Raw genomic sequence first — 21,205 nt, forward strand, 5'->3', positions numbered from 1 at the left:
TGTAAAGTGAATGATCGAAAGCTAATAGTAAATTTTACTGCTTTCAATTTTGACAAGTTCCAGTTCCTGCATTTTTTTCACATATCTGATTACAGTCTCTACCCGAAGCCCGGTAAGAGTGGCTATCTGCTGTCTGGTATAGGGAATCAGAAATGAATAGGCTTCTTCAAATCCAAAATACTTTTTAAGATGATCAAAAAGCTTCAGGAGTTTTACTATAGGATCTGAAATAGCAAGAAAGCTGGAAATCATATACCTGAAATGCAGCCTGTCAGCAGTATATTTACTAATCTCCAGCATTAATTCAGGTTTTTCCAATAGCAATTGCAGAAACTTAGTCTTGGGAATCTTAATAATCTCACAGTTGGTGATCGCAATGGCATTGATCGCGTAATGATGGCTGGTAAATAAATAGCTTTCACCAATACAGTGACCATCAAAAGGGAGTCCGTGAACAAATTCTTTTCCATCTTCTAAAAAAGTATTCAGTTTTACAGTACCGTGCCTGATCTGGAAATAATATTTAGCTGCAGTTCCTTCCTTAAAAATAGAATCTGCCGCATCATATTCTTCCAGAATAGCTCCGTTGGAAAATAATAAGTCTTCACATATAATCATCTTGCATTATTTTTGAGTAAAAATACTTAAAGTGTAAGCTATATTGCAACTTATCAAATACCACAAAAACATGGTATTTGTTGATATCAACACTCTTTTTATTAAGCTGTAATTTTCTTTTTATGTTTTGCTCCCCAGTCAGCAAGGGCTGCAATAACATCTTTCAGTGATTCACTATATTCTGTAGGAACATATTCTACCAACACCGGCTTGTGATCAGTAAGAACGGTTCTTTCAACTAAATGATTGACCTCCAGTTTTTTCAATTCACTGGATAACACCCTTGCTGAAATCCCTTTGATCGTTCGCTGTAACTCGTTGAAGCGTGTATGCCCGCCCAAAATAGCGATCATTACCCGGATGGTCCACCTGCCTCCCAAAACATACAAAGCATCTTCAGTAGCAGACAGATGCGTACTGCATTGTGGTCTTGAATACACTATTTTTTCTTCTTCCATTATCTCTGTTTTATCTGGTTACTAACCTAAATATTATTACTAACCTTTTGGTAACTACTATATTTTTATTAGTAAATATAGATAATTTTGAAACATCAATTTTTAAAAAAAATAAAAATGAAACAAGTACTTCATATTATCTCAAGCCCAAGAAGCGAATCATCAATCAGTAAAAAACTGGGAAACGCTGTTGTAGAAAAAATCACAGCAAAATATCCTGACAGCGTTTTTAAAAAACGAGATCTGGCCAATCCGCTTTTTCCTCATTTAGAAGAAGCTCATATCAATGCCTTTTTCACTCCGGCTGAACACCGTACTGCTGAGCAGCTGGAAACTGTAAGACTTTCAGATACAGTAATTGATGAACTGCATGAAGCTGATATTATCATTATTGAAGCTCCATTGTATAATTTCAGTATCACTTCTACCCTGAAATCATGGCTTGATCATATTGCGAGAGTAGGAAAAACATTCAGCTACAGCGAAAACGGTCCTGAAGGTCTGGTAAAAAACAAAAAAGTATATCTTGCATTTTCAAGTGGCGGAGTATATTCTGAAGGGGAAAGACAGTCGTATGATTTTGTAGTTCCTTACTTGAAACAGACGCTTGGATTTATGGGAATGACGGATATTTCTGTAGTTCGTGCAGAAGGTCTTTCTGTTCCAGTGATTCAGGAAACAGCCCTGCAAAAAGGGATTGAGAGTATTATTGTAGAGTAAAGAATAAAAAATGCTGTTCCTCAGGAGCAGCATTTTTTATATCAGTCTTTCATTTACTTAAAGAAATGTTTACCGTATTAAAAGAATATTTCTCTCAACATATGTACAGACTTTTCTTGTTTTTATCGCTCATTTTTACATCGTTAAAAAAGAAAGATTATGGAAGATAATAAACAATACCAACTGATCAATCCTGCTGAACTATTCAATCCGAAGCCTTATGGTTTTTCACACAGCATTTCTGTGAAATCTCCTTTCCAGATGTGTTTTATATCCGGGCAGAGCGGCGGCATAGGAGAAAATCATGTACTGGCTGATGATTTTAAAACCCAGGTTCAGAATGCTTTGAAAAATTTAAAAATCGTTTTACAGAGCCACTCAATGACATTTGAAAATATTGTCAAAATCACTCTTCTTATCGTTGATCACAACCAGGAAAAGCTTGAAATCTGGGCAGAAGAAGCTCAAAAAGTATGGAATCCGTCATTCTTACCTACGAGTACCTTAATTCCTGTGAGCCAGCTGGCTTTACCTGGAATGCTATTCGAGATTGATGCCATTGCGGTGAAAAATTAGTTTCTGTTGAGGCGTTCAATAAGTAATGATGAAAAGCTTCTAACTCCGGTTCTGATGCTTTCTTCATCCACTTGAAAATTAGGAGAATGGTTCATAGCAATCACTCCTTTTTCAAAATTAGAACCACCCAGGAAAAAGTAAACACCCGGAATTTTCTGTTGAAAATAAGAGAAATCATCATTAAAAAATGGAACCTGCCCATAATCCGGAGCAACTGCATTTTTACCATACAGATTCTGAAGGATTTCCGTGGCCGATGTTGTAAGCTTTGCATCATTGATAACCGTTGGATTTCCCTGTACGAATGAAACGGAAAGAAGTTTGTCTTTGTACCCGCTATCCTCTATAATTTTCTGAACTCCCGGAATTATCTTATCTACATTAGAAGAATTGGTCTCATACAGATAGGTTTCAAGAAAGGACTCATTATTTTTAGAATAGGCCGCAAATTTTCCATCCGTGAAAAGATAATCTTTAAAAACAGTATCCGGATTTGCCAGCCCTATTTTAGGATCAACAATAGACTGTATTTCCCAAGGCTTAGTTCCGGATTGAATACGGGTCAGAAAATTACTGATCTTTTGGGTTAATCCTTTTGTCTCTTCTTCAGATAATCCATTTTTTAACTGAACTCTTATTTTTTTCTGATAGGCAAACATTTCATTGGGTTTTACCATGATCTGCCCTACAGGTATTGCTGTCACATGCAGTCCATATATTTCGTCAGGATTTATTTTGGAAAGCAAGCCCTTATCCAACATTTCTTTTGCACCTTTGAATGTTTCTTCTTCAGGCTGAAATATAAAATAGACTGTTCCCTTTAAAGATTTCTTATTTTTTGAAAGAACTTCAGCAATTCCTAATCCAATTGCCATATGGATATCGTGACCGCAGCCATGCTGAACTCCTTTTACTTTTGATTTGAAAGTTTCGGGATCGGGATAATTATTGGGTAATGCATCCATATCTGATCTCCAGGCTATTTTTTTGCCCTTTTGAGCTCCTTTCAGAATCCCTACTACACTGTAACCATATATATCGGTTTTTACTTCCAATCCCAAATCAAGCAGATATTGTCTGATGACCTCTTGTGTATGCATTTCTTTACCTGCCAATTCCGGATTTTCATGAAAACTTCTCCTGATATTAACCAGTTTATCAAATATCCGGTCTGTTTCAACCTGAATAGACTGATGCACCGACTGTTTTAGGGAAGAATGGGAAACCGCCACATCTTTAGTGCTCAAATCTTGCGCAGGCAAAACGGAAGAGATCAGGCATAATATAGTAAAAGTAAGTTTTTTCATGGTCTGAAATAATTGGTTTATCAGCGTTATATTTTTAGAAACAGCTGTCGTTTCTATTGTATTACATGCAATCGTTAAATATCTTTTCTTGGCATCTAAGGTAAAGCTATTTCAGCCTTAAGTTTAAAAACATTTTACATCTTATACAATTTCAAGGTTTTATTTTCAAAGAGAAGTATCTCCAACTCCCATTTGAATACAAAAACCTCTACCACATTATTTAAAATAATTCTAAACTAGGTGAAAACACAACCCTCTACAAATCCCTCATATAAAGGGTTTAATACAAAAATTTAAATAATCATTAATATAAATTACGTAGAAATACTGAATCTTATCTGACAGGATCTGATTAATTTCGGATAAACAAAAACTGACCACAACTATGGATAGCTTGACAAACATGCACGCATTTCTGAAAAAGGAATGGTATCTGAAATCCAGCAGCTATAGATCAATCGGTATGATCACTTCCTGTTGAAAGGAGTTGAAGATATCTAACCCAAATTTTTAACGAAATGAATATTATTAACAAAATTCTCAACGTCGACGATTATTATTTCGACGTGTTTATGTCTATCTCGGAAGCACTTACCGGGTTTACGGTCAACGAATTGCAGTCTACAGGTCTGGCAGAAACCTATTACACTTATGTTTTAAACAATTTAGATTCAGTTACTTTCGAAGAATTCCTTACTGTTTCGAAAAATATTCTCGAAAAATATTCCGGTGATGAATTAAAAAAAGCCATTCAATCTGAAATTATTGGAAATCCCAAAAAGAATGATATTTCCGGAAAAGTGATCACAATGTGGTATTTAGGAACCTGGGAAGGTACTTATATCGATGATCTTTCTTACAAAGAAGGTCTTGTCTGGAATCTGATGCACTCTCATCCGCCCGGAGCAAAACAACCTGGCTACAAATCATGGAATATTAAACCTGTAAACAGCAACTCATGAACCCAATCAATAACAAAAAAGATGTGATCATCGTAGGAACGGGGATTGCAGGATCATTAATTGCAAAACTCCTGACCGATCACGTATTTGACGTCACAAAAGGAAAAATGATCCACCGTGCAGATACCGGAAAATCGGATAATATCCGTGAAATATCTGTCCTCATGTATGAAGCGGGGCTTGAAGCCGGCATTGAACTGGATTCTGTATCTTCAATGACTACTTACAATGATTATATCCGTACTTTTTATAAAGAGATAGCCAAAGTTCCCAATTCACCTTATCCCAACTTAAAACAGGCTCCTTCTCCGAACGTTCTTGACATGGAGAAAATTGTTCAGCCCAATCCGGGCAAAAAAGGATATCTGGTTCAGTTTGGGCCAATGCCGTTTGCGAGTGATGCGATCCGCGTGGGAGGCGGAACGACCCTTCACTGGCTGGGAACGACTCCAAGAATGCTTCCTAATGATTTCAAACTTACTGAAAAGTACGGCATTACCATTCCAAAACCCGATTCTACTGAGAAAATTTCTATCGACTGGCCGATAAGCTATGAAGAATTAAGGCCTTATTATGAAATGGCAGAATTTGAAATCGGGGTTTCCGGGGATGTTTCAAAACAGGAATATCCTATTGACGAAAAAATGGAAAAATATTATGGTGATTATGTATTCCCGATGGAAGAAATTCCTCAGAGTTATATGGATCATAAGATTATTGATGGACTTAAGGGAACAAACGTAAAGCTAAGCTCAGGAGAGATTTCTTTAACGATGGTACCTTCTCCACAGGGAAGAAACTCTATTCCGAATCCAAAATACGGAAAAACGAAAATCATTAAAGCTGAATCAAAAGAATCGGGATACAAACTGGTTTTAGACAGTTCTGAAAAAGAAGAATACAAAGCTCTTGGTTCTGTGTGGAATCCTTACATGGGAGAACGCTGTGAAGGAAACGCTTCATGTGTTCCGATCTGTCCTGTTCAGGCGAAGTACAATGCTTTAAAAACATTGAAAAAAGCTTTATATAAGATCAATGACAATGAAAATCTTAAACGCAATCCATACATGCAGATTCAGGCTCAGAGTGTGGTGTATAGATTAAGTGTTGACCATAATGATAAGGATAAAATTTCCAAAGTTCACCTGAGAAGATATACTTCAAAAGAGAAAACAGATTTCGTTGAAGAATTTATTGACACTTCAGATGCCATCGTAATTCTGGCGGCCAATGCTTTTGAAAACCCAAAAATTCTATTGAATTCCAAATATACAACCAAAGAGGGTGTAAAAACTGCCGCCAACAGCAGTGATCAGGTGGGAAGAAACCTGATGGATCATATGGTAATGCTTACCTGGGGACTTTTCCCTGAACCGATATATCCATACAGAGGTCCTGGTTCTACTACAAACATTTCGTCTTTCCGTGATGGAGATTTCAGAAGTAAATTTTCTGCATGGATCTCTCCGCTTGACAATTGGGGATGGGGATGGCCGGCATTTTCTCCGGGATCAGATGTTACCTATTTTATCACAGAGGAGAAGCTTTTTGGAGCAAAATTAAGAAAAGAACTCACCGACAGACTTTCAAAACAGGTATTATTTCATTTTGAAATTGAACAACTGCCGAATCCAAATAACAGAGTAACCATTAATGATCAGTATCTGGATGTTCTTGGCATTCCGAGACCTGTCATTCATTATGAACTGACAGAGTACGAGATGAAAGCGATGGAAGAGGCAAAACATGCTTCTGATCAGATGTTCGAAAAATTAAAGATTAAAGATTACACAAAATATACTGACGAGGATAAAAATTCTGTGATCTATAACAAAGTGAGATATTCTTACAACGGAGCAGGTCATATTGTGGGAACTCACAGAATGGGCTCTACGGCTGAAGATTCTGTTACCAACAGCTATTGTAAAACTTGGGATCACCCGAATTTATACGTCGTAGGGGCAGGAAATATGACCACTCTGGGAACTTCAAATCCTACTTTAACATTATCAGCATTCACGATCCGTTCGGTAGAATCTATCCTTGCTGATCTTGAAATTCAACTTAAAAAATAACAACATGAGACAAAGACTTATCAATAAAACAGCACAACCACAGGAAACGTTATTAAAAGGAGCAGGAATGGCAGGCAGAAGCGCCGTTGTTGCAGAAACCGTTTCATTACCATCTTTATTATTTGATTCCACACTCAGCAAAGAAGACTGGGTTGAAGGCGTAAAATATCACAGCAAAGCAGTGACTCACCTTTTACTGAATGATCAGATTGATGGTTTTAATACGTATTTGGAATCTCAATCTGGTTTCGGAGTTCCGGAATCAAAAAATGGATTAACCGAAATTGATTATAAACCTGTTTTACAGGATCTTTTACAGACGGCGATTCTTATTGAGCACTCTACCATTCCGCCTTATTTGACTGCTTTGTACTCTATCAAGGATGGAACTAATGCTTTAGCTTCACAAATTATCAGAAGTGTTGCTGTAGAAGAAATGCTTCACCTGATCATGGTTTGTAATGTCCTGAATGCAATTGATATTCAGCCCTCTGTAAACAAACAGGAGAACTACCCTACTTATCCTATGAAATTACCAATGAATGTTGATTTCTATATAGGTTTGGAAACATTCTCAAGCAACAGTATTGCAACATTTATTGCGATTGAAAGTCCAAGCAAGCCCCTGGTAAAGGCACCGAAATATGATCATGAAACCGACACCTTCGAATCATATTCTCAAAGAGTCACTGTACAGGAAAACAACTTCTGGACTCTTGAAAACATGAAAGGTTTCATCATGGAAAATGTACATACTATTGGTGAATATTATGATGTTTTATTCTTCTATATTGTTGTTTTCCAAATCACAGCTTATTACAAAAAGCATGGAAGTCTTCCTAAGAATTTTGAAGAGTTAAATAAGGGTGGAATTTTCACAGGAAAGCCGGAAAAACAGATCCGTCCTGAGCAATATTATGGAAGTGGTGGAAAATTACATTTTGTAGAAGCTCTAGCTGGCGTCATTGCTGTTTTCCAGGAGATTAAAGGACAAGGCGAAGGAGCTGATGATTCTATTTTTGATGTGGATTCTTCCCAGTTTGAAGAAGGGGTGGAACTGGCTCATTATTTTAGATTTAAAGAAGTTTTCCATGAGCATTTCTATCTGGGAGGAAATTATGAACCTTTTATGGATGAAAACGGAATGATGCCTGTCACTACTCCACCCAACGGAAAAAATCTACCGGTAGAATGGGATGAAGCCTATCCGATGAAGCCTAATCCTAAGGTGGAAGATTATATTAAAAACAAAGAACTGCATACACAGGGAGTTGAGTTTAATAAAACCTACAGACGTTTATTAGACGCTATACAAAGCGCTGTGGAAGGAAACCAAAGAGAGTTGGAAAAATCAATTATGTACATGTATGCGTTGAAAGAACAGGCTGTCAACCTGATGAAACAACCGTTGGATGCTCACACTAATGCAGGCCCAACATTCGAATACACTGAATTATAACCATAAAAACGATATATCATGCTTAAAAGAAAAAAAGAAAGTCCCGAAGCGGGAGGAGAACAGTTGTTCCGCAAAATGCCCGGCCAAAGTGAAGTTAATCTGGCCGAGATAATGGATGGATACTCAAAACTTCTTATTGATGATCCGGTAAGGCCATTCAGAGAAGACAATCTGCAGGCTATTGAGAAAAATGTAGATTATGGAGTCCTTGCCGCCTTGAATGGAACATGGGTAAGTTATAATGCCAACTACAATCAAGGTGTTGCCAAACCATCATTAGCAAGCGGAGTGCATACTACCATTATGCCTTCTCCAGGAACCAATTCAGGAACAATTCCCGGAAAATTTGCTTTTGATAGTGAAGAATATATTGAGAAACTGACATTTGCAATCGTTCCCGGTGGTGTTCGTAACCGTGGTGGTGCCAGTGAACTTTTCTGTGGAGCTGTTAAATATGAACAGAGTATCAAGAGCGTTAATACTGTGCAGGGACAGGATGCCTTACAATACACCCCTATCCATGAAGAAAATGGTATGTTTCTCTGGCTGAGTGACGTCTACAACCATGCAGCAACTAAAGAATCTATTGAAAGAGACCGTGGTATTCATGCTTTTTCAACAGAAGATGCTAAAAAATATGGATATACAGGAAAATACAGAGATGAGCCTTTGGTAAGGATAACACCAGACGGAGAACCGAATCCTAAATATATTCTTCTAAGCCAGCTAGAGCCGGGACAGCCTTATTACGAGATTATTCCAGCACAGGAACTGAAGCCCGGAGCAGGAGTTGATGGTCCTTATTTTATTCCGGACTACTCTATTTCCCGAAGCGGCGTTATTCCTCATGGGAGTACCATTACTTTACTTGGAGATATTATTTCTCAGAATATTGATGATAAAACCTATTATTTAATTAATGGTTCCCCTCAATTCCCTTATGGTAAAGCAGCATGGGATACCAATCATCTTTCGATTTCACGTACGATGGGGAACGCAGGAGTAACCCCTGACAATATCATTGATCTGGACCAGCCTGCACCGGATTGGGTACATGAAACGTTAGATGATGATAATGATCCGGGTTCAAACAAGATTTACACCCAGAGAATACTGGCAGATGATTTATATCCTTATTCTGTAAGACCAGATTTAAGACTTAGAGACACATTAAGAGGCCAGGAAGTAAGCAATTATGTTCATGTAAGAATGTCTTCCAAAATGAAAACCGGAGCGCAGGGAGGTGTTTTGAATGTTCCTTTTGTCAACCGTTTTGTTCCAACTGTTGAGGTGGATATGGACATGTGGATTGAAACCATTATTGAAGACGGAAAAGAGATTCTTCAGCTTCAATATGAGCAAATTGTATTCTTCGAATTTGATTTCGGGAATGATGGCGGCACCACAAGCTGGCCTCATATCCAGGTCAATACGCTTCGTAAGTTAGCAGATATTCCTGAGGATCAGAGAAAAGTGATTGAAGAGCAGTTCTTTAACACTACCGGAAGTGCTGATGCTGCTTCAGGATGTCCTTATCATAAAGGATAGGATATTCATCACAACATACAAGCAAGGGGCAGATTACTGCCTCTTTTTTATGTTATTTAAGGTTTATTCTCCTTGAACATTAAAGATTTTCATAGGTCTGATCTACCATAAAGGATACAGCTTTTTTGATCTTTTCGCGGCCTTCAGGTGTATTGGTATCTATCCCACAGAAAAGACTGCCATTCAGAGAAGAAAACATGTTCAGGTAATAAAGTCCTGAAACCATAATCGCCATGATAGAACGATAAGTGTCCATTTTTTCTTTGAAATGGTCCTCCATCAATAATTTAAAGATATATTCTCCGTTTTCTTCCTGAGTATCTATCAGTTTTTTTAATGATTTTCGGGGTTCAGATATGGTCCACAACAATAGTTTCTGTGCTTCTTTGTTGGTGTATACATGATCAAATTGTGATAGAAGCATCTGCTCAATAAATTCTCTTCCGCCATCTTCCAGATTCGGTTTTATTTTTTCAACTTCTTCACTGGTTACCTTCACCCAAAAATCCTGTGTACGAACATATTCGTCCATCAGACCATCCATACCGCCAAAATAGGTGTAGATCATTTTCTTATCTACCCCGGCAGTTGCAGCGATATCATTGATCTTCAATCCTGCATATCCTTTCGTTTTCAGAATTTTACCAACTGCATCTAAAAACTTTTTCTTACTGCGTTCCTTGTTTCTAATACTCCCTGATGCTGACTTTCTTTCCATGACTAAACATTCAATATACAAGTTTAAGCAATTTTTTTTTATTTTAGACACTAACCAGTGTCTAATGTCAACTATTTGTATATATTTGTACAAACTAAAACCATTCACTATATAAAAACACTATCGAGGTTGAAAAATTAAAAACTATTCAGATTGTATCATTAGTTCCCTCAGTTTAAAATATTTCGAAAATAAACGACTGAGGTAAAAACACAACCAAACAGCATCATTTTTTATAATGATGCTGTTTTTTATTAGCAAAACGCCGCTATGATATTAAATAAAACACTTTTCAAGTGTTGAAATGTATTCTTTAGCTTGAGAAGGATCTTTTTTTTTGTCTTGTTTGGTGATTAAACTGGAATATCAGCTTCATTCAGATAGTAATTTCTTTGTATACCAAAAATTAATAATCTGAAAATCAAAACTTTAAAATAAAATTTAAAAAATATATACTATTTTACACACTTCATGGTGTCTTATTTCATATATTTGTACAAACTAAAACCATCTATATATTTTAAAACACTTTTAGGTTGAAAAATAAGACAATTCAGACTGTTTTTATTTTTGTTCCCTTACTTTAAGACAATTTCGAACACGAAACAGCTAAGGTAGAAACACAACAACACAATGGACCATTAGAAATTTCTAATGGTTTTGTTTTTTTCCGGAATTATTGAGATAAGAACAAACTGAATATTAAAGATTCCCGTAGGTTTGGTTTAATAAAAAAGAAACTGCTTTTTTTATTTTTTCCCGTCCTTTAGTAGTGTTAACGTCTATTCCACAGAAAATACTGCCATTCATAGCAGCATACATATTCAGATAATAAAGTCCGGAAACCAGGATTGCCATTATTGAACGTACATCTTCAGCATGTTCTTTGAAATGAGGATCCATCAGCAGCTTAAAAATATATTCTCCGTTTTCTTCCTGAGTATCGGTAAGCTTCCTTAATGATTTTCTGGGTTCAGAAATCCGCCATAGCAGTAACTTTTGCGCTTCTTTGCTTTTGTAAACATAGTCAAATTGTGACAACAGCATATCCTCCATAAAAGATTGTCCTCCGTCATCCAATTTTGGTTTTATTTTTTCTACCTCATCAATGGTCACTTTACTCCAGTAATCCTGAGACCGTATATATTCGTCTATCAACCCGTCTATCCCGCCAAAATAAGTATAGATCATCTTTTTATCTACCCCGGCAGTAGCAGCAATATCATTCACTTTCAATGCAGTATGCCCTTTTATTCTCAGTATTTTTCCCACTGCGTCCAAAAACTTTTTTTTACTGCGCTCCTTATTCCGGATATTTCCTGCTGCTGACTTTCTTTCCATGGTAAACTTTCAATTCTACAAGTTTATGAATTTTTTTTCATTTTAGACACTTTTTAGTGTCTAAATGTTTATATTTGCAGAAACTAATAACCATTTTATATAAAACGAACGATCAAAGTTGTGAGATTGTGAGAGATCAGATTGTACCGTTAGTTCCCTCAGTTTAAATGTTTTTGAACATTCAGCTGCTGAGGTAAAACATTACTTGCAGCACCATTATTTATGGTGCTGTTTTTATTTAAAAGAAGTATTTCTTTCTCATTTAGTGGTCATAAATACCTCTTCTGCTTCAATTTTCTGATTTAAATTTATTTTTTGTTGATTTTATTTCCTGCTTCAAATGCCTTATACAAAAGGCTTTTCATGAGTTGCTTAAGGTGTGAATGAAAATATTTTTATTTTTTTTTCATTTTAGACACTTAGAAGTGTCTTATTTCGTATATTTGCTTCAAACTAATAACCATTTTACATAGAAGCACTATTTGAGTTGAGAAAAATTAAAAAGTTTCGGACACAAGCAACTAAGGTAAAAACACTAAATGCAACAGTATCATTAGCTCTTTAATGATGCTGTTTTTAAATTTGAAGTACAGATTTTTGATTTTGAAGTACAGAAAATTATATATACCGGCTTCGGTATAGAATAGTTGATATGAAGAGAGACTGTCCATGGACAGTCTCTTATTTTAAAAGTCAAAGTTTATATTAACCTTTTGCTTTTTCGTCTGTAAAAAAATGATATCCATCCTTTTTCTCAATAAGTTGTAATGGATATAATGATGGATTATATTCGCCGTTCAATACTTCATTCAATGCATGTTTTTTGGATTCACCAAATGCTATTACCAGAATATTTTCAGCTTTATTGATCAACGGTGCAGTCAATGTGATTCTGAACATTTCCTGAGGCTTGAGATAATAGGAAGAAACCCACTTTTCTTTTTCATTTAAAACCTCTTCACCCGGAAATAGAGAAGCAGTATGACCGTCATCTCCCATTCCTAAAAGAATAAAATCAAAAATACCCTCATTACCAAGAATATCTCTGATCTGCTCTTCATATGTCTTTGCATAATCTTCCGGAGTTATTCCTTCACCATACATAGGAAAAATATGGTTTTTATCTACAGAAACCTGGCTGAGAAGGGCCTCATCTGTCATTCTGAAGTTACTTTTATCATCATGTAAAGGAACCCATCGTTCATCCACCCAAAAAAAATAGACTTTATTCCATTCTATCTGTTCTGCATATTTCTGGGTTGCCAATAGTTTGAAAATAGCTTTAGGAGAAGATCCTCCACTCAACGCAACCACAAAACGGCCATTTTTCTGAATAGATTTTTTTGAAAGATCAACAAATGCATCCGCTGCCTTTGTGTACAGTTTTTCCAAGTCGTCAAATACTGTAATATTCATTTTTTTGTTTAATTTTTATATTGTTTTATACCCAGCTGTGCCCCTGTCTTTCTACTAAAGCATTACAGTCTTCCGGTCCCCAGCTTCCTGCTTTATAATTCGGGAAGGATAAATCTTTGTTATTTTCCCAGGCTTCCTGTATTGTTGTAACAACATCCCATGCTTCTTCCACCTGATCGGAACGCATAAATAATGTAAGATCTCCTAAAAGAGCATCCTGCAGCAAAGTTTCATAAGCTTCCGGAGTATCGTCCTGGCAGGCAAAATTATCAAAAATCATTTCTGCTGGTTTTAAATCCAAGGTCAATCCCGGTTTTTTTGTCATAAACTGCAATCTGATATCCATCATCGGCTGAATATTAATAATCAACCTGTTAGCAGACAAAAGGTGCGGACTATCTGAGAATGTAGAATGAGGAAGTGGCTTAAACTGGATGGTAATATAAGAATGCTTTTCTTTCATTTTCTTTCCGGTACGAACGTAGAAAGGAACGTCCTGCCATCTTTCGTTATCCAGATAAAATTTTATTGCAGCAAACGTTTCGGTGTTGGAATCTTCAGCAATACCGTTCTCCTGACGGTAGCCTTTCACATCTACTCCGTTGATTGTACTTTTCCCGTATTGGCCTCTTACTGCATAATGCTCAACCTGATCTGAAGAAATTCTGCGAATTGATTTCAGAACATCTACTTTACGGTCTCTTATTTCCCCTGATTGCAATGAAGCTGGTGGTTCCATAGCCACCATACACAGGATCTGCAGCAGGTGGTTCTGAATCATATCTCTCAATGCTCCTGTCTGCTCATAAAAAGCTCCTCTTGTCTCAACGCCTACTTCTTCTGCTACGGTAATCTGTACTGATTCTATATATTTATGCTCCCATAAAGGTTCAAAAATTGAATTTCCAAATCTGAATGCCAATATATTCTGTACGGTTTCCTTTCCCAAATAATGATCAATACGATAAATCTGTTCTTCTTCAAATGTTTTTGCCAGAAGAGTATTCAGCTCAATCGCGGACTGTTTATTGTGACCAAACGGTTTTTCAATAATAATACGGTCTTTTTTCGGATCTGAAGCTAATGCTGTTGTTTTGATATGGTTGGAAATGGTAGAAATGAAATTGGGTCCAATTGACAGGTAAAACAACCTGTTAGCTCTCATTCCATAAACGGAATCAAAATCCAGCAATTTCTGCTGCAGATTCTGATAAGAACTTTCTTCATCCAATTGATGCTGAAAGTAAGTAATATGAGCCTGAAAACCAGCCCAGTCTTCAGAAGTTACTTTTTTTCTGGAGAAACTCTCAAGGTTTTCTTTGATATAATTTCTAAAAAGTTCATCGGTATTTTCGGCTCTTCCCAAGGCAACAATATTGAAGCCTTTGGGCATTCTGCCGTCGATGTATAAGTTATAAAATGCCGGAAAAAGTTTTCTTTTTGCCAGATCTCCTGTAGCACCAAAAATAACGATAGTTGTTGGCTGCAAGATTCTATTTTGATTCATTTTTCCGATTTTTAATTGTTTGCAGTTTGCCAAGAGGTATGGAATACTCCTTCTCTGTCAGTACGCTGATAGGTATGAGCTCCAAAATAATCACGCTGAGCCTGAATCAGATTCACAGGAAGAGAGTCTGTTGTGTAAGCATCAAAATATCCCAAAGCAGTCTGAATTCCCAAACTGGAAATACCGTTTGCTGAAGCATATCCTGCGGTTTTTCTTAGGGCTTTGATTTTTGATTTTACCAATTCGGCAATATCGTGATCAAGAAGAATATTAGAAAGGTTAGGGTTTTGAGTATATGCTGAATAGAATTTTTCCAGCAATACGGAGCGAATGATGCATCCTCCTCTCCAGATTTTCACAACATCTTTCAGGGGAATTTCAAAACCGTATTCTGCAGAGGCTTTTACCAGCAAAGACAATCCTTGTGCATAGCTGATTAATGTTGAAAGAAAAAGAGCATCACCCACTTCCTTGATAAACAATTCTGTATTTTCCGGCTTTGTGATTTCCTTTTCACCATAGAGTTGAGAAGCTTGAACTCTTTCTTCTTTATACGCTGATAAAATTCTTGAAGTTACCGCAATATCAATAGTAGGAATAGAAACTCCAATTTCCATGGCCTGTTCAGAAGTCCATTTTCCGGTTCCTTTTGCACCTGCTTTATCTAAAATCTGATCAACAAGATAGTTTTCTGTAAATGAATCTTTCTGAGTAAAAATATCTCTGGTAATTTCAATAAGAAAGGAGTTCATTTCTCCATTATTCCAGTCTCTGAAAACTTCATACAGCTGTTCATTATTCAAACCGGCTCCTCTTTTAAGCAGGTCATAAGCTTCACTGATAAGCTGCATAATGGCATATTCTATACCGTTGTGCACCATTTTCACGTAGTTCCCTGCAGATCCTTTCCCCATATATGCTGTACATGCTTCGTTATCTACTTTTGCGGCAATGGCTTCAAGCATTGGTCTAAGAAGTTTGAAAGCTTCCAGATCACCTCCAGGCATTATACTCGGTCCTCTTCTGGCTCCTTTTTCTCCACCTGACACTCCCATTCCCATAAAATGCAGTTTTTTTGATGCCAAATCAGCAACACGTCTGTTGGTATCTTCAAAGTAAGAATTCCCGGCATCAATTACGATATCACCTTCATTCAAAAGTGGGGTAATGCTTTCCAGCACTGCATCTACAGGTTTTCCTGCAGGAACCATAAGAATAATTTTTCTTGGGACTTCTAATGCAGATACAAAATCTTCTAAAGAGCCTGTACCTTTTACTTTCATTTCTGAAGCAGCACCACTCTCCAATTCTTTTACTTTCTCCTGATCAAGGTCAAATCCTGCGATTGAAAACCCGTTATCAGCGATATTATAAAGAAGATTCCGCCCCATTACTCCAAGGCCAACTATTCCATAACTATATCTTTCCATTATATTGGTATTAATATGAATTTTTAATTACAGAGAATAAAATTACGTAAATGCCTATAAGGAAAAAAATAAAGAAAGAAAAAAATTCGTCAGACTTCCGTTTTCCCCTCATTTATAAGCTACTAATATTCACATTTTCACACGATTTTCTTTTTACAGAATAAAATTCAATCATTATTATGGGAATGATCTATTAAAACAGTCTGTTTTTTGGTATAATTAAACTTATATTTGCCAAAATTTATAAAGTAATGAACTATAAACTTGAACTCAACACTCAGGAACCTAATTCTAAAATCGTTTTTAATACCATCAAATTTGATTCGTTCAAGATTAATATAGTTGAAAGATATATCGGGTCAATGAAGGCTCGTCCTACATTATGTGAAGTTTTATTTAAAGTAAGAACTATAGATGATGTAATTATCAACAGAAGAGATGGTAATATAAGAGTAAAGATAAAAGGTGATGATTTCGAAACGTATCAGAAATTATCCAGGGACCTGAATTCTTACGAGTACAAAAACAAATTGATCAACAGAAAAGAGGTGGAAGAGAATTATGTTCATTTCATCCTGAGTTTAGTGATCACAAATTATCAGCTTAATTAAGCTGCTCTGGGGATTGTCCTTCTATAATTCTGTAGTGGGACAATTTTCAAAAAACATACTGCAATAAGAACCAAGCAGTTCTTATTATTTAAAACCTGGAAATTACCCGGAAAAGAATATTTTATTTTTCAGTACTTTCGTTTGAAGACATTTAAAAATAAGTTTAAATTAATTTATTCGTTATTACGTAGGATATTGCTTCGATAATATTTTTCACGCCAATTCTTTCAAATAATTTACTCCTGTGAAACTTTATGGTGCTGGGTGAAACGCACAATTGTTCCGCAATTTCTTCTATTTTCAATCCCTGAAGATAAAGTCTTATAATTTCAATCTCCCTTATTTTTAAAGTAATTTTACATTCTTCCGTCCATTTTCCTGTAAAAAGATCATATTTCCAATACGTTTCTGAGGCATTGGATATAATCCGGATATTTCCTGCAGTCCGATTAAGGGAATAGGATACTACGCAGGCTATTTTAGAAATTTCTCCGTCATCATCAAGTTCTATGGGTGTAATTCTATGATTGACAAGTACATCTACACTATTGGCATATTTAAGATGGAAATCATAAGTAATGGTGTGTGCTTTTTTCTCATCCGGTGAAAGACATTCAAAGAATTTAAGGCCATAAATATTCACTTTTCTTAATATTTCAAAATCCTCCTTCTTGGTGTATTTCCGAAAAAAATTATACCCCATTTTTTTAACCTCAGCAGCCCGAAAACCCGAAAAAAGAAGGGGATTTTCTGAAATAAATTCTAATTTTTCGGTTTTAAGATCTGTAATAAAAACAGCCCCCAAACTGTTTCCCAATACCGCTTTGAGCACATTAAAATATTTGTTTGTACTTTTTTCTTCAAAAGTTGATACATCAGACGCGTTCCTGGGATACAATGAATTTATTTTATCACTCATATTTTTAACACAATAATAGGGGTGAAAAACTTTTTTTTATTAATTACTTTTTGCAAACATATTCATAATTAAGTTAAATGAAAAATCCATTAAAACTTAATTATAATTGAATCTAATTCCATAAATCATTTATTTAAAGAATATAAAAAATATTTTTATTGAATTTATTACATTTAAAAATAAATTCTACTGCATTATATACACATAGAAATGGAATTAAACTAAAAAATCAAAAAAAAATTATTTATTCTTAAAATGAGACTTATGCATTCTCTTTACTGTAAGCACTTCAACATAAATTTACCCCAAATTAATTCATTAAACTTTGATTTAAAACTATACAAAAGTATAGTCATTTTTTCTTTTTATTAAATTATTTTTACACTAACTATAAAATAAAAATTAACCTAATATATATATATAGAAATGATAGAGATCAAAACCTACTCAAATAATAGGCGCTCAAGTGAACAAGTTTGTATCTGAAACCATCAAACTGACATTAATTTACCTCTGAAACTATTCCCACCTACTTAAATATCGTACTTATTTTTTATCCATTGATCACTTTTTAAATAGAAATAATAAATGATAACACAACAATTCATAAAAAATTAATAAAGGAATCATAATCATTTTTTAAAAAAGAATTCGTAATTTTTAGAATCAAAATTCAACAATGCATGAAGAACATTTTATTTAGTTTATTGTTCCTGATATTGGGCATCCCTCTCTTGGCTCAAAGAGACACAGATCATTGGTTTGCACCTTATTATGCCTCTGTAAATTATACACAGGCATTATATCTTTCTACCGACTCTACAACTCCTTTTGTTGTTACCATTAACAGCAATAACGTTCCTATTGGCAATGTAACCATCAGTAAAGGGGCTCCTCAAACCTTTGTGGTACCAGCTGGCAATATAGCCGCTAATGTTACGTCAAATGCCTTCACTACTATTAATAAAGGACTATATGTACAAGGAACCAAGCCTTTCTACTGTTCATTAAGAATGGTAAGCAGTACTACACACGCTGAAATTATAACAAGTAAAGGAAAAGCCGGGATCGGCAAAGAATTTTTTGTAGCCGCAGCTCCTACCACTGCATCACTTAACATATTTAACTTCACAGCAGGTATATTGGCAACAGAAAATAATACAGTTATCACCACTACATGGAACGGAAATGTAACTTTTTTTGGAGGAGCACCAGCAACCCATTCGCAAACAATTACTCTCAATAAAGGACAATCTTTTATTTTTGCTGGAGGTCCGGGAATAGGCGGTCAAAACCTATCAGCTTTTATTGGAGCTAAAATTGTTTCCGATAAACCCATTACCCTTACCAACGGAAATGTCAATGGAAATTTTGGAAACAACACCAGTGCGGGATCTGATGCAGTTCTTGACCAGTCTGTGCCTACGGAAAGACTTGGAAGCACTTTTGCCATGGTAAGAACAAGATCCACCAATCCGGATCTTGAAGGTGGCATCATTGTAGGAACAGAAAACAATACCCAAATATTTATCAATGGTTCCAACATTCCCATTGCAACCATCAATAGTGGGGAATTTTACAGAATTTCAGGAAGCAACTATGTTCAGCAGGGAACTTCCGGACATTTTAATATGTTTATTACAACTTCAAAAAACGTCTACTTATATCAGTTGGTCTCTGTGAATAACAGCAGTGCAACCTGTGGCTTTAACTACATCCCACCATTAAACTGTTTTCTACCCCGAAAAATTGAAGAAATCGGGAAAATCAATGAAATGCCAACAGGACCAGGAATAACAAGCACGGTCCCAACCGGAGCTGTTGTAAAACTAAATATTTTAACGGAAACCGGAGCTAATGTAACGGTAAACGGAATTACTCCCACCGCTGCACAAGGGCCTTTCCCATTGACAGGAAATAGCAGCTGGGTGACGTATGCCATCCCATCTATCACCGGAAATATAACAGTGGTTTCTGATAAAGCTGTAACAGCAGGTATTAACGGTGGTTACAGTACATCCGGATATGGAGGTTATTTTGCAGGTTTCTCTTCTATCCCACTGATTTCAAAAAAAACAGGAGATTGTATTCCGGGTATTGTACTGGAAGTAAATGACAGCTACGACACCTACCAATGGTTCCTAAACGGAAATCCTATTACCGGAGCCAATACTAATACTCATACTCCAGTGGCTTCAGGGAATTATACTGTGAAAATTTCAGTAAGCACTTGCCCTCCGGCAACTACTCCTGTCTATAAAGTATATACATGTCTTCAGGAATCTACAAAAGCGATTACTGTTTGTGAAGGACATCAGGCTATCGTACCTGAATTTACCAATTCTACCCAGACTTATGTTCCGAGTACGTTAACTATCATTACTCCTCCAGCAAACGGAACCGCTACCATTGATGCAGCAGGAGTGATTAATTACGTTCCCAACTTCGGTTATCTGGGTACTGATACTATTGTTTATAAATTTTGTGGAAATAACCCGGATTTTACAGATTGCGAACGGGTGACTGTAACATTAACAGTTTCTGAAAGCCCAATCGTTAAAAATGCAGCCTTAAGATCATGTTTCCAGCCATCTAATCCGGTGCTTGGAGTATTTAATTTAACGACAGCAGGAGTTAATGTACAACCGGGAACGATTAAACAATATTATCTATCTCCTACTGATGCGCATAACGGGACAAACGAAATCCTGACTCCAGCCAATTATATTGCTCCTAACGGCTTGGTTTACATTAAGGTAAGTAATACCGACGGATGTTACAAAATTGCAGAAGTAACTCTTACGGTTATTCCTCCTACCTACTCAGAAGCATTAAAGGATAAAATTATCTGTATGGAAAATACGACCACATTAGATGCAGGACCAGGCTATACTTCTTATGAATGGAGTACGGGAGCGACAACACAGTCCATCAAGAATGTAGGAGTTGGAACCTATTGGGTAGATCTGAAAACCAGAGAATGCACCACCAGACAAACAGTGAAGGTATATGCTTCTGAAAACCCTGTCATTTTGAATGTTAACATTAACAATAATACGGTTACTTTAGACGTAATTGCAGGAACAGCACCTTATCAATATTCCATGGATAATATCAACTGGCAGAATGAAAATGTATTTACCAATATATCCCGTGGAAGCCATACTTTCTATGTAAAGGATTCATACAACTGCGTTCCTATACAGGTAGAAATTACTGTTCCTAACCTGATCAACATCATCACTCCTAACGGTGACGGAATCAATGATGTTCTTGATTATTCTGCTTTAGCATATAAACCTAATTTCACATTCAGCATCTATGACAGATATGGAAGTAAGCTTCATATAGGAAGTAAATTAAACGGATACAAATGGGATGGAGCCATGGATGGTAAAAAAGTACCTACCGGAACCTACTGGTTTGATATGGGATGGAATGAAAACAATACAAAACAGACTCCAATAAAATATACGGGATGGATTGTAGTAAAAAACAGAAATTAATCCCAACTTTCTACAGTAAATCATTGGACATTTA

Annotated in this window: 17 protein-coding genes; 8 read left to right on the plus strand and 9 right to left on the minus strand. The window is 36.1% G+C overall.

All coding sequences use genetic code 11. The features are described from left to right. Positions 1–21 precede the first annotated feature (21 nt). Complete coding sequence (locus AC57AW_RS16010; RefSeq protein ID WP_496352675.1) at positions 22–618, minus strand: Crp/Fnr family transcriptional regulator; 597 nt, start codon at positions 616–618, stop codon at positions 22–24. Positions 619–719: 101 nt separating this feature from the next. Next, positions 720–1,076 carry a winged helix-turn-helix transcriptional regulator gene (locus AC57AW_RS16015; RefSeq protein ID WP_496352676.1) on the minus strand — a complete coding sequence of 119 codons (357 nt, stop codon included), beginning with the start codon at positions 1,074–1,076 and terminating at the stop codon, positions 720–722. A gap of 117 nt (positions 1,077–1,193) precedes the next feature. Between AC57AW_RS16015 and AC57AW_RS16020 the strand changes: the two genes are divergently transcribed. Both AC57AW_RS16020 and AC57AW_RS16025 read left to right on the plus strand, forming a co-directional pair. Then, positions 1,194–1,796 (plus strand): FMN-dependent NADH-azoreductase, encoded by a 603-nt coding sequence (locus AC57AW_RS16020; RefSeq protein WP_496352677.1) that lies wholly within the window; start codon positions 1,194–1,196, stop codon positions 1,794–1,796. 159 nt (positions 1,797–1,955) lie between these two features. Continuing rightward, a complete protein-coding gene (locus AC57AW_RS16025; protein ID WP_496352678.1) occupies positions 1,956–2,372 on the plus strand; it encodes a RidA family protein in 417 nt (138 codons plus the stop codon). On the opposite strand, the gene AC57AW_RS16030 is transcribed toward AC57AW_RS16025, so the two are convergent. Beyond that, entirely contained in the window at positions 2,369–3,679 is a 1,311-nt protein-coding gene (locus tag AC57AW_RS16030) for a M20 metallopeptidase family protein (RefSeq protein WP_496352679.1), read from the minus strand. The genes AC57AW_RS16025 and AC57AW_RS16030 overlap by 4 nt on opposite strands. Positions 3,680–4,197: 518 nt before the next feature. Here AC57AW_RS16030 and AC57AW_RS16035 point away from each other — a divergent pair. Genes AC57AW_RS16035 through AC57AW_RS16050 form a run of 4 tightly spaced genes read left to right on the plus strand, consistent with a single transcriptional unit; the run spans position 4,198 to position 9,723 of the window. Further along, positions 4,198–4,641, plus strand: a complete 444-nt coding sequence (locus AC57AW_RS16035) for a sugar dehydrogenase complex small subunit (RefSeq protein ID WP_496352680.1) — start codon at positions 4,198–4,200, stop codon at positions 4,639–4,641. Next, on the plus strand, positions 4,638–6,716 hold the full coding sequence (locus tag AC57AW_RS16040; RefSeq protein ID WP_496352681.1) for a GMC oxidoreductase: 2,079 nt from the start codon (positions 4,638–4,640) through the stop codon (positions 6,714–6,716). The genes AC57AW_RS16035 and AC57AW_RS16040 overlap by 4 nt, the downstream gene beginning before the upstream one ends. 4 nt (positions 6,717–6,720) lie before the next feature. Then, positions 6,721–8,175, plus strand: a complete 1,455-nt coding sequence (locus AC57AW_RS16045; RefSeq protein WP_496352682.1) for a ferritin-like domain-containing protein — start codon at positions 6,721–6,723, stop codon at positions 8,173–8,175. Between the two features lie 18 nt (positions 8,176–8,193). After that, positions 8,194–9,723, plus strand: coding sequence for a peroxidase, FMP-type (locus tag AC57AW_RS16050; protein ID WP_496352683.1), 1,530 nt, complete (start codon positions 8,194–8,196; stop codon positions 9,721–9,723). A gap of 79 nt (positions 9,724–9,802) precedes the next feature. Here AC57AW_RS16050 and AC57AW_RS16055 read toward each other — a convergent pair whose 3' ends face one another. From AC57AW_RS16055 to gnd, 5 genes are all read right to left on the minus strand, one after another. Further along, positions 9,803–10,441: a TetR/AcrR family transcriptional regulator gene (locus tag AC57AW_RS16055; protein ID WP_318845404.1), complete on the minus strand. Its 639-nt coding sequence runs from the start codon at positions 10,439–10,441 to the stop codon at positions 9,803–9,805. A gap of 702 nt (positions 10,442–11,143) precedes the next feature. Next, entirely contained in the window at positions 11,144–11,782 is a 639-nt protein-coding gene (locus AC57AW_RS16060) for a TetR/AcrR family transcriptional regulator (protein WP_496352684.1), read from the minus strand. Positions 11,783–12,487: 705 nt separating this feature from the next. Then, on the minus strand, positions 12,488–13,198 hold the full coding sequence (gene pgl, locus AC57AW_RS16065) for a 6-phosphogluconolactonase (protein ID WP_496352685.1): 711 nt from the start codon (positions 13,196–13,198) through the stop codon (positions 12,488–12,490). A 25-nt stretch (positions 13,199–13,223) separates the two neighbouring features. Beyond that, positions 13,224–14,705 (minus strand): glucose-6-phosphate dehydrogenase, encoded by a 1,482-nt coding sequence (gene zwf, locus AC57AW_RS16070; RefSeq protein ID WP_496352686.1) that lies wholly within the window; start codon positions 14,703–14,705, stop codon positions 13,224–13,226. Between the two features lie 11 nt (positions 14,706–14,716). After that, positions 14,717–16,135, minus strand: coding sequence for an NADP-dependent phosphogluconate dehydrogenase (gnd, locus tag AC57AW_RS16075; protein ID WP_496352687.1), 1,419 nt, complete (start codon positions 16,133–16,135; stop codon positions 14,717–14,719). 251 nt (positions 16,136–16,386) lie between these two features. Here gnd and AC57AW_RS16080 point away from each other — a divergent pair, with 251 nt between their 5' ends. Continuing rightward, the gene (locus tag AC57AW_RS16080; protein ID WP_318845399.1) at positions 16,387–16,746 is read left to right on the plus strand and encodes a prevent-host-death protein; all 360 of its coding nucleotides are present in this window, start codon (positions 16,387–16,389) and stop codon (positions 16,744–16,746) included. A gap of 163 nt (positions 16,747–16,909) precedes the next feature. Here AC57AW_RS16080 and AC57AW_RS16085 read toward each other — a convergent pair whose 3' ends face one another. Further along, a complete protein-coding gene (locus AC57AW_RS16085; RefSeq protein ID WP_496352688.1) occupies positions 16,910–17,665 on the minus strand; it encodes a response regulator transcription factor in 756 nt (251 codons plus the stop codon). Positions 17,666–18,348: 683 nt separating this feature from the next. Here AC57AW_RS16085 and AC57AW_RS16090 point away from each other — a divergent pair. After that, entirely contained in the window at positions 18,349–21,171 is a 2,823-nt protein-coding gene (locus AC57AW_RS16090; RefSeq protein ID WP_496352689.1) for a T9SS type B sorting domain-containing protein, read from the plus strand. Positions 21,172–21,205 lie beyond the last annotated feature (34 nt).

The organism is Chryseobacterium sp. BGA-UO-ETr-SB22 (genome assembly GCF_059567885.1).

Coding starts and splice junctions, on each gene's coding strand:
- AC57AW_RS16010 (WP_496352675.1), bottom strand. CDS start 618: ATGATTATATGTGAAGACTTATTATTTTCCAACGGAGCTATTCTGGAA.
- AC57AW_RS16015 (WP_496352676.1), bottom strand. CDS start 1,076: ATGGAAGAAGAAAAAATAGTGTATTCAAGACCACAATGCAGTACGCAT.
- AC57AW_RS16020 (WP_496352677.1), top strand. CDS start 1,194: ATGAAACAAGTACTTCATATTATCTCAAGCCCAAGAAGCGAATCATCA.
- AC57AW_RS16025 (WP_496352678.1), top strand. CDS start 1,956: ATGGAAGATAATAAACAATACCAACTGATCAATCCTGCTGAACTATTC.
- AC57AW_RS16030 (WP_496352679.1), bottom strand. CDS start 3,679: ATGAAAAAACTTACTTTTACTATATTATGCCTGATCTCTTCCGTTTTG.
- AC57AW_RS16035 (WP_496352680.1), top strand. CDS start 4,198: ATGAATATTATTAACAAAATTCTCAACGTCGACGATTATTATTTCGAC.
- AC57AW_RS16040 (WP_496352681.1), top strand. CDS start 4,638: ATGAACCCAATCAATAACAAAAAAGATGTGATCATCGTAGGAACGGGG.
- AC57AW_RS16045 (WP_496352682.1), top strand. CDS start 6,721: ATGAGACAAAGACTTATCAATAAAACAGCACAACCACAGGAAACGTTA.
- AC57AW_RS16050 (WP_496352683.1), top strand. CDS start 8,194: ATGCTTAAAAGAAAAAAAGAAAGTCCCGAAGCGGGAGGAGAACAGTTG.
- AC57AW_RS16055 (WP_318845404.1), bottom strand. CDS start 10,441: ATGGAAAGAAAGTCAGCATCAGGGAGTATTAGAAACAAGGAACGCAGT.
- AC57AW_RS16060 (WP_496352684.1), bottom strand. CDS start 11,782: ATGGAAAGAAAGTCAGCAGCAGGAAATATCCGGAATAAGGAGCGCAGT.
- pgl (WP_496352685.1), bottom strand. CDS start 13,198: ATGAATATTACAGTATTTGACGACTTGGAAAAACTGTACACAAAGGCA.
- zwf (WP_496352686.1), bottom strand. CDS start 14,705: ATGAATCAAAATAGAATCTTGCAGCCAACAACTATCGTTATTTTTGGT.
- gnd (WP_496352687.1), bottom strand. CDS start 16,135: ATGGAAAGATATAGTTATGGAATAGTTGGCCTTGGAGTAATGGGGCGG.
- AC57AW_RS16080 (WP_318845399.1), top strand. CDS start 16,387: ATGAACTATAAACTTGAACTCAACACTCAGGAACCTAATTCTAAAATC.
- AC57AW_RS16085 (WP_496352688.1), bottom strand. CDS start 17,665: ATGAGTGATAAAATAAATTCATTGTATCCCAGGAACGCGTCTGATGTA.
- AC57AW_RS16090 (WP_496352689.1), top strand. CDS start 18,349: ATGAAGAACATTTTATTTAGTTTATTGTTCCTGATATTGGGCATCCCT.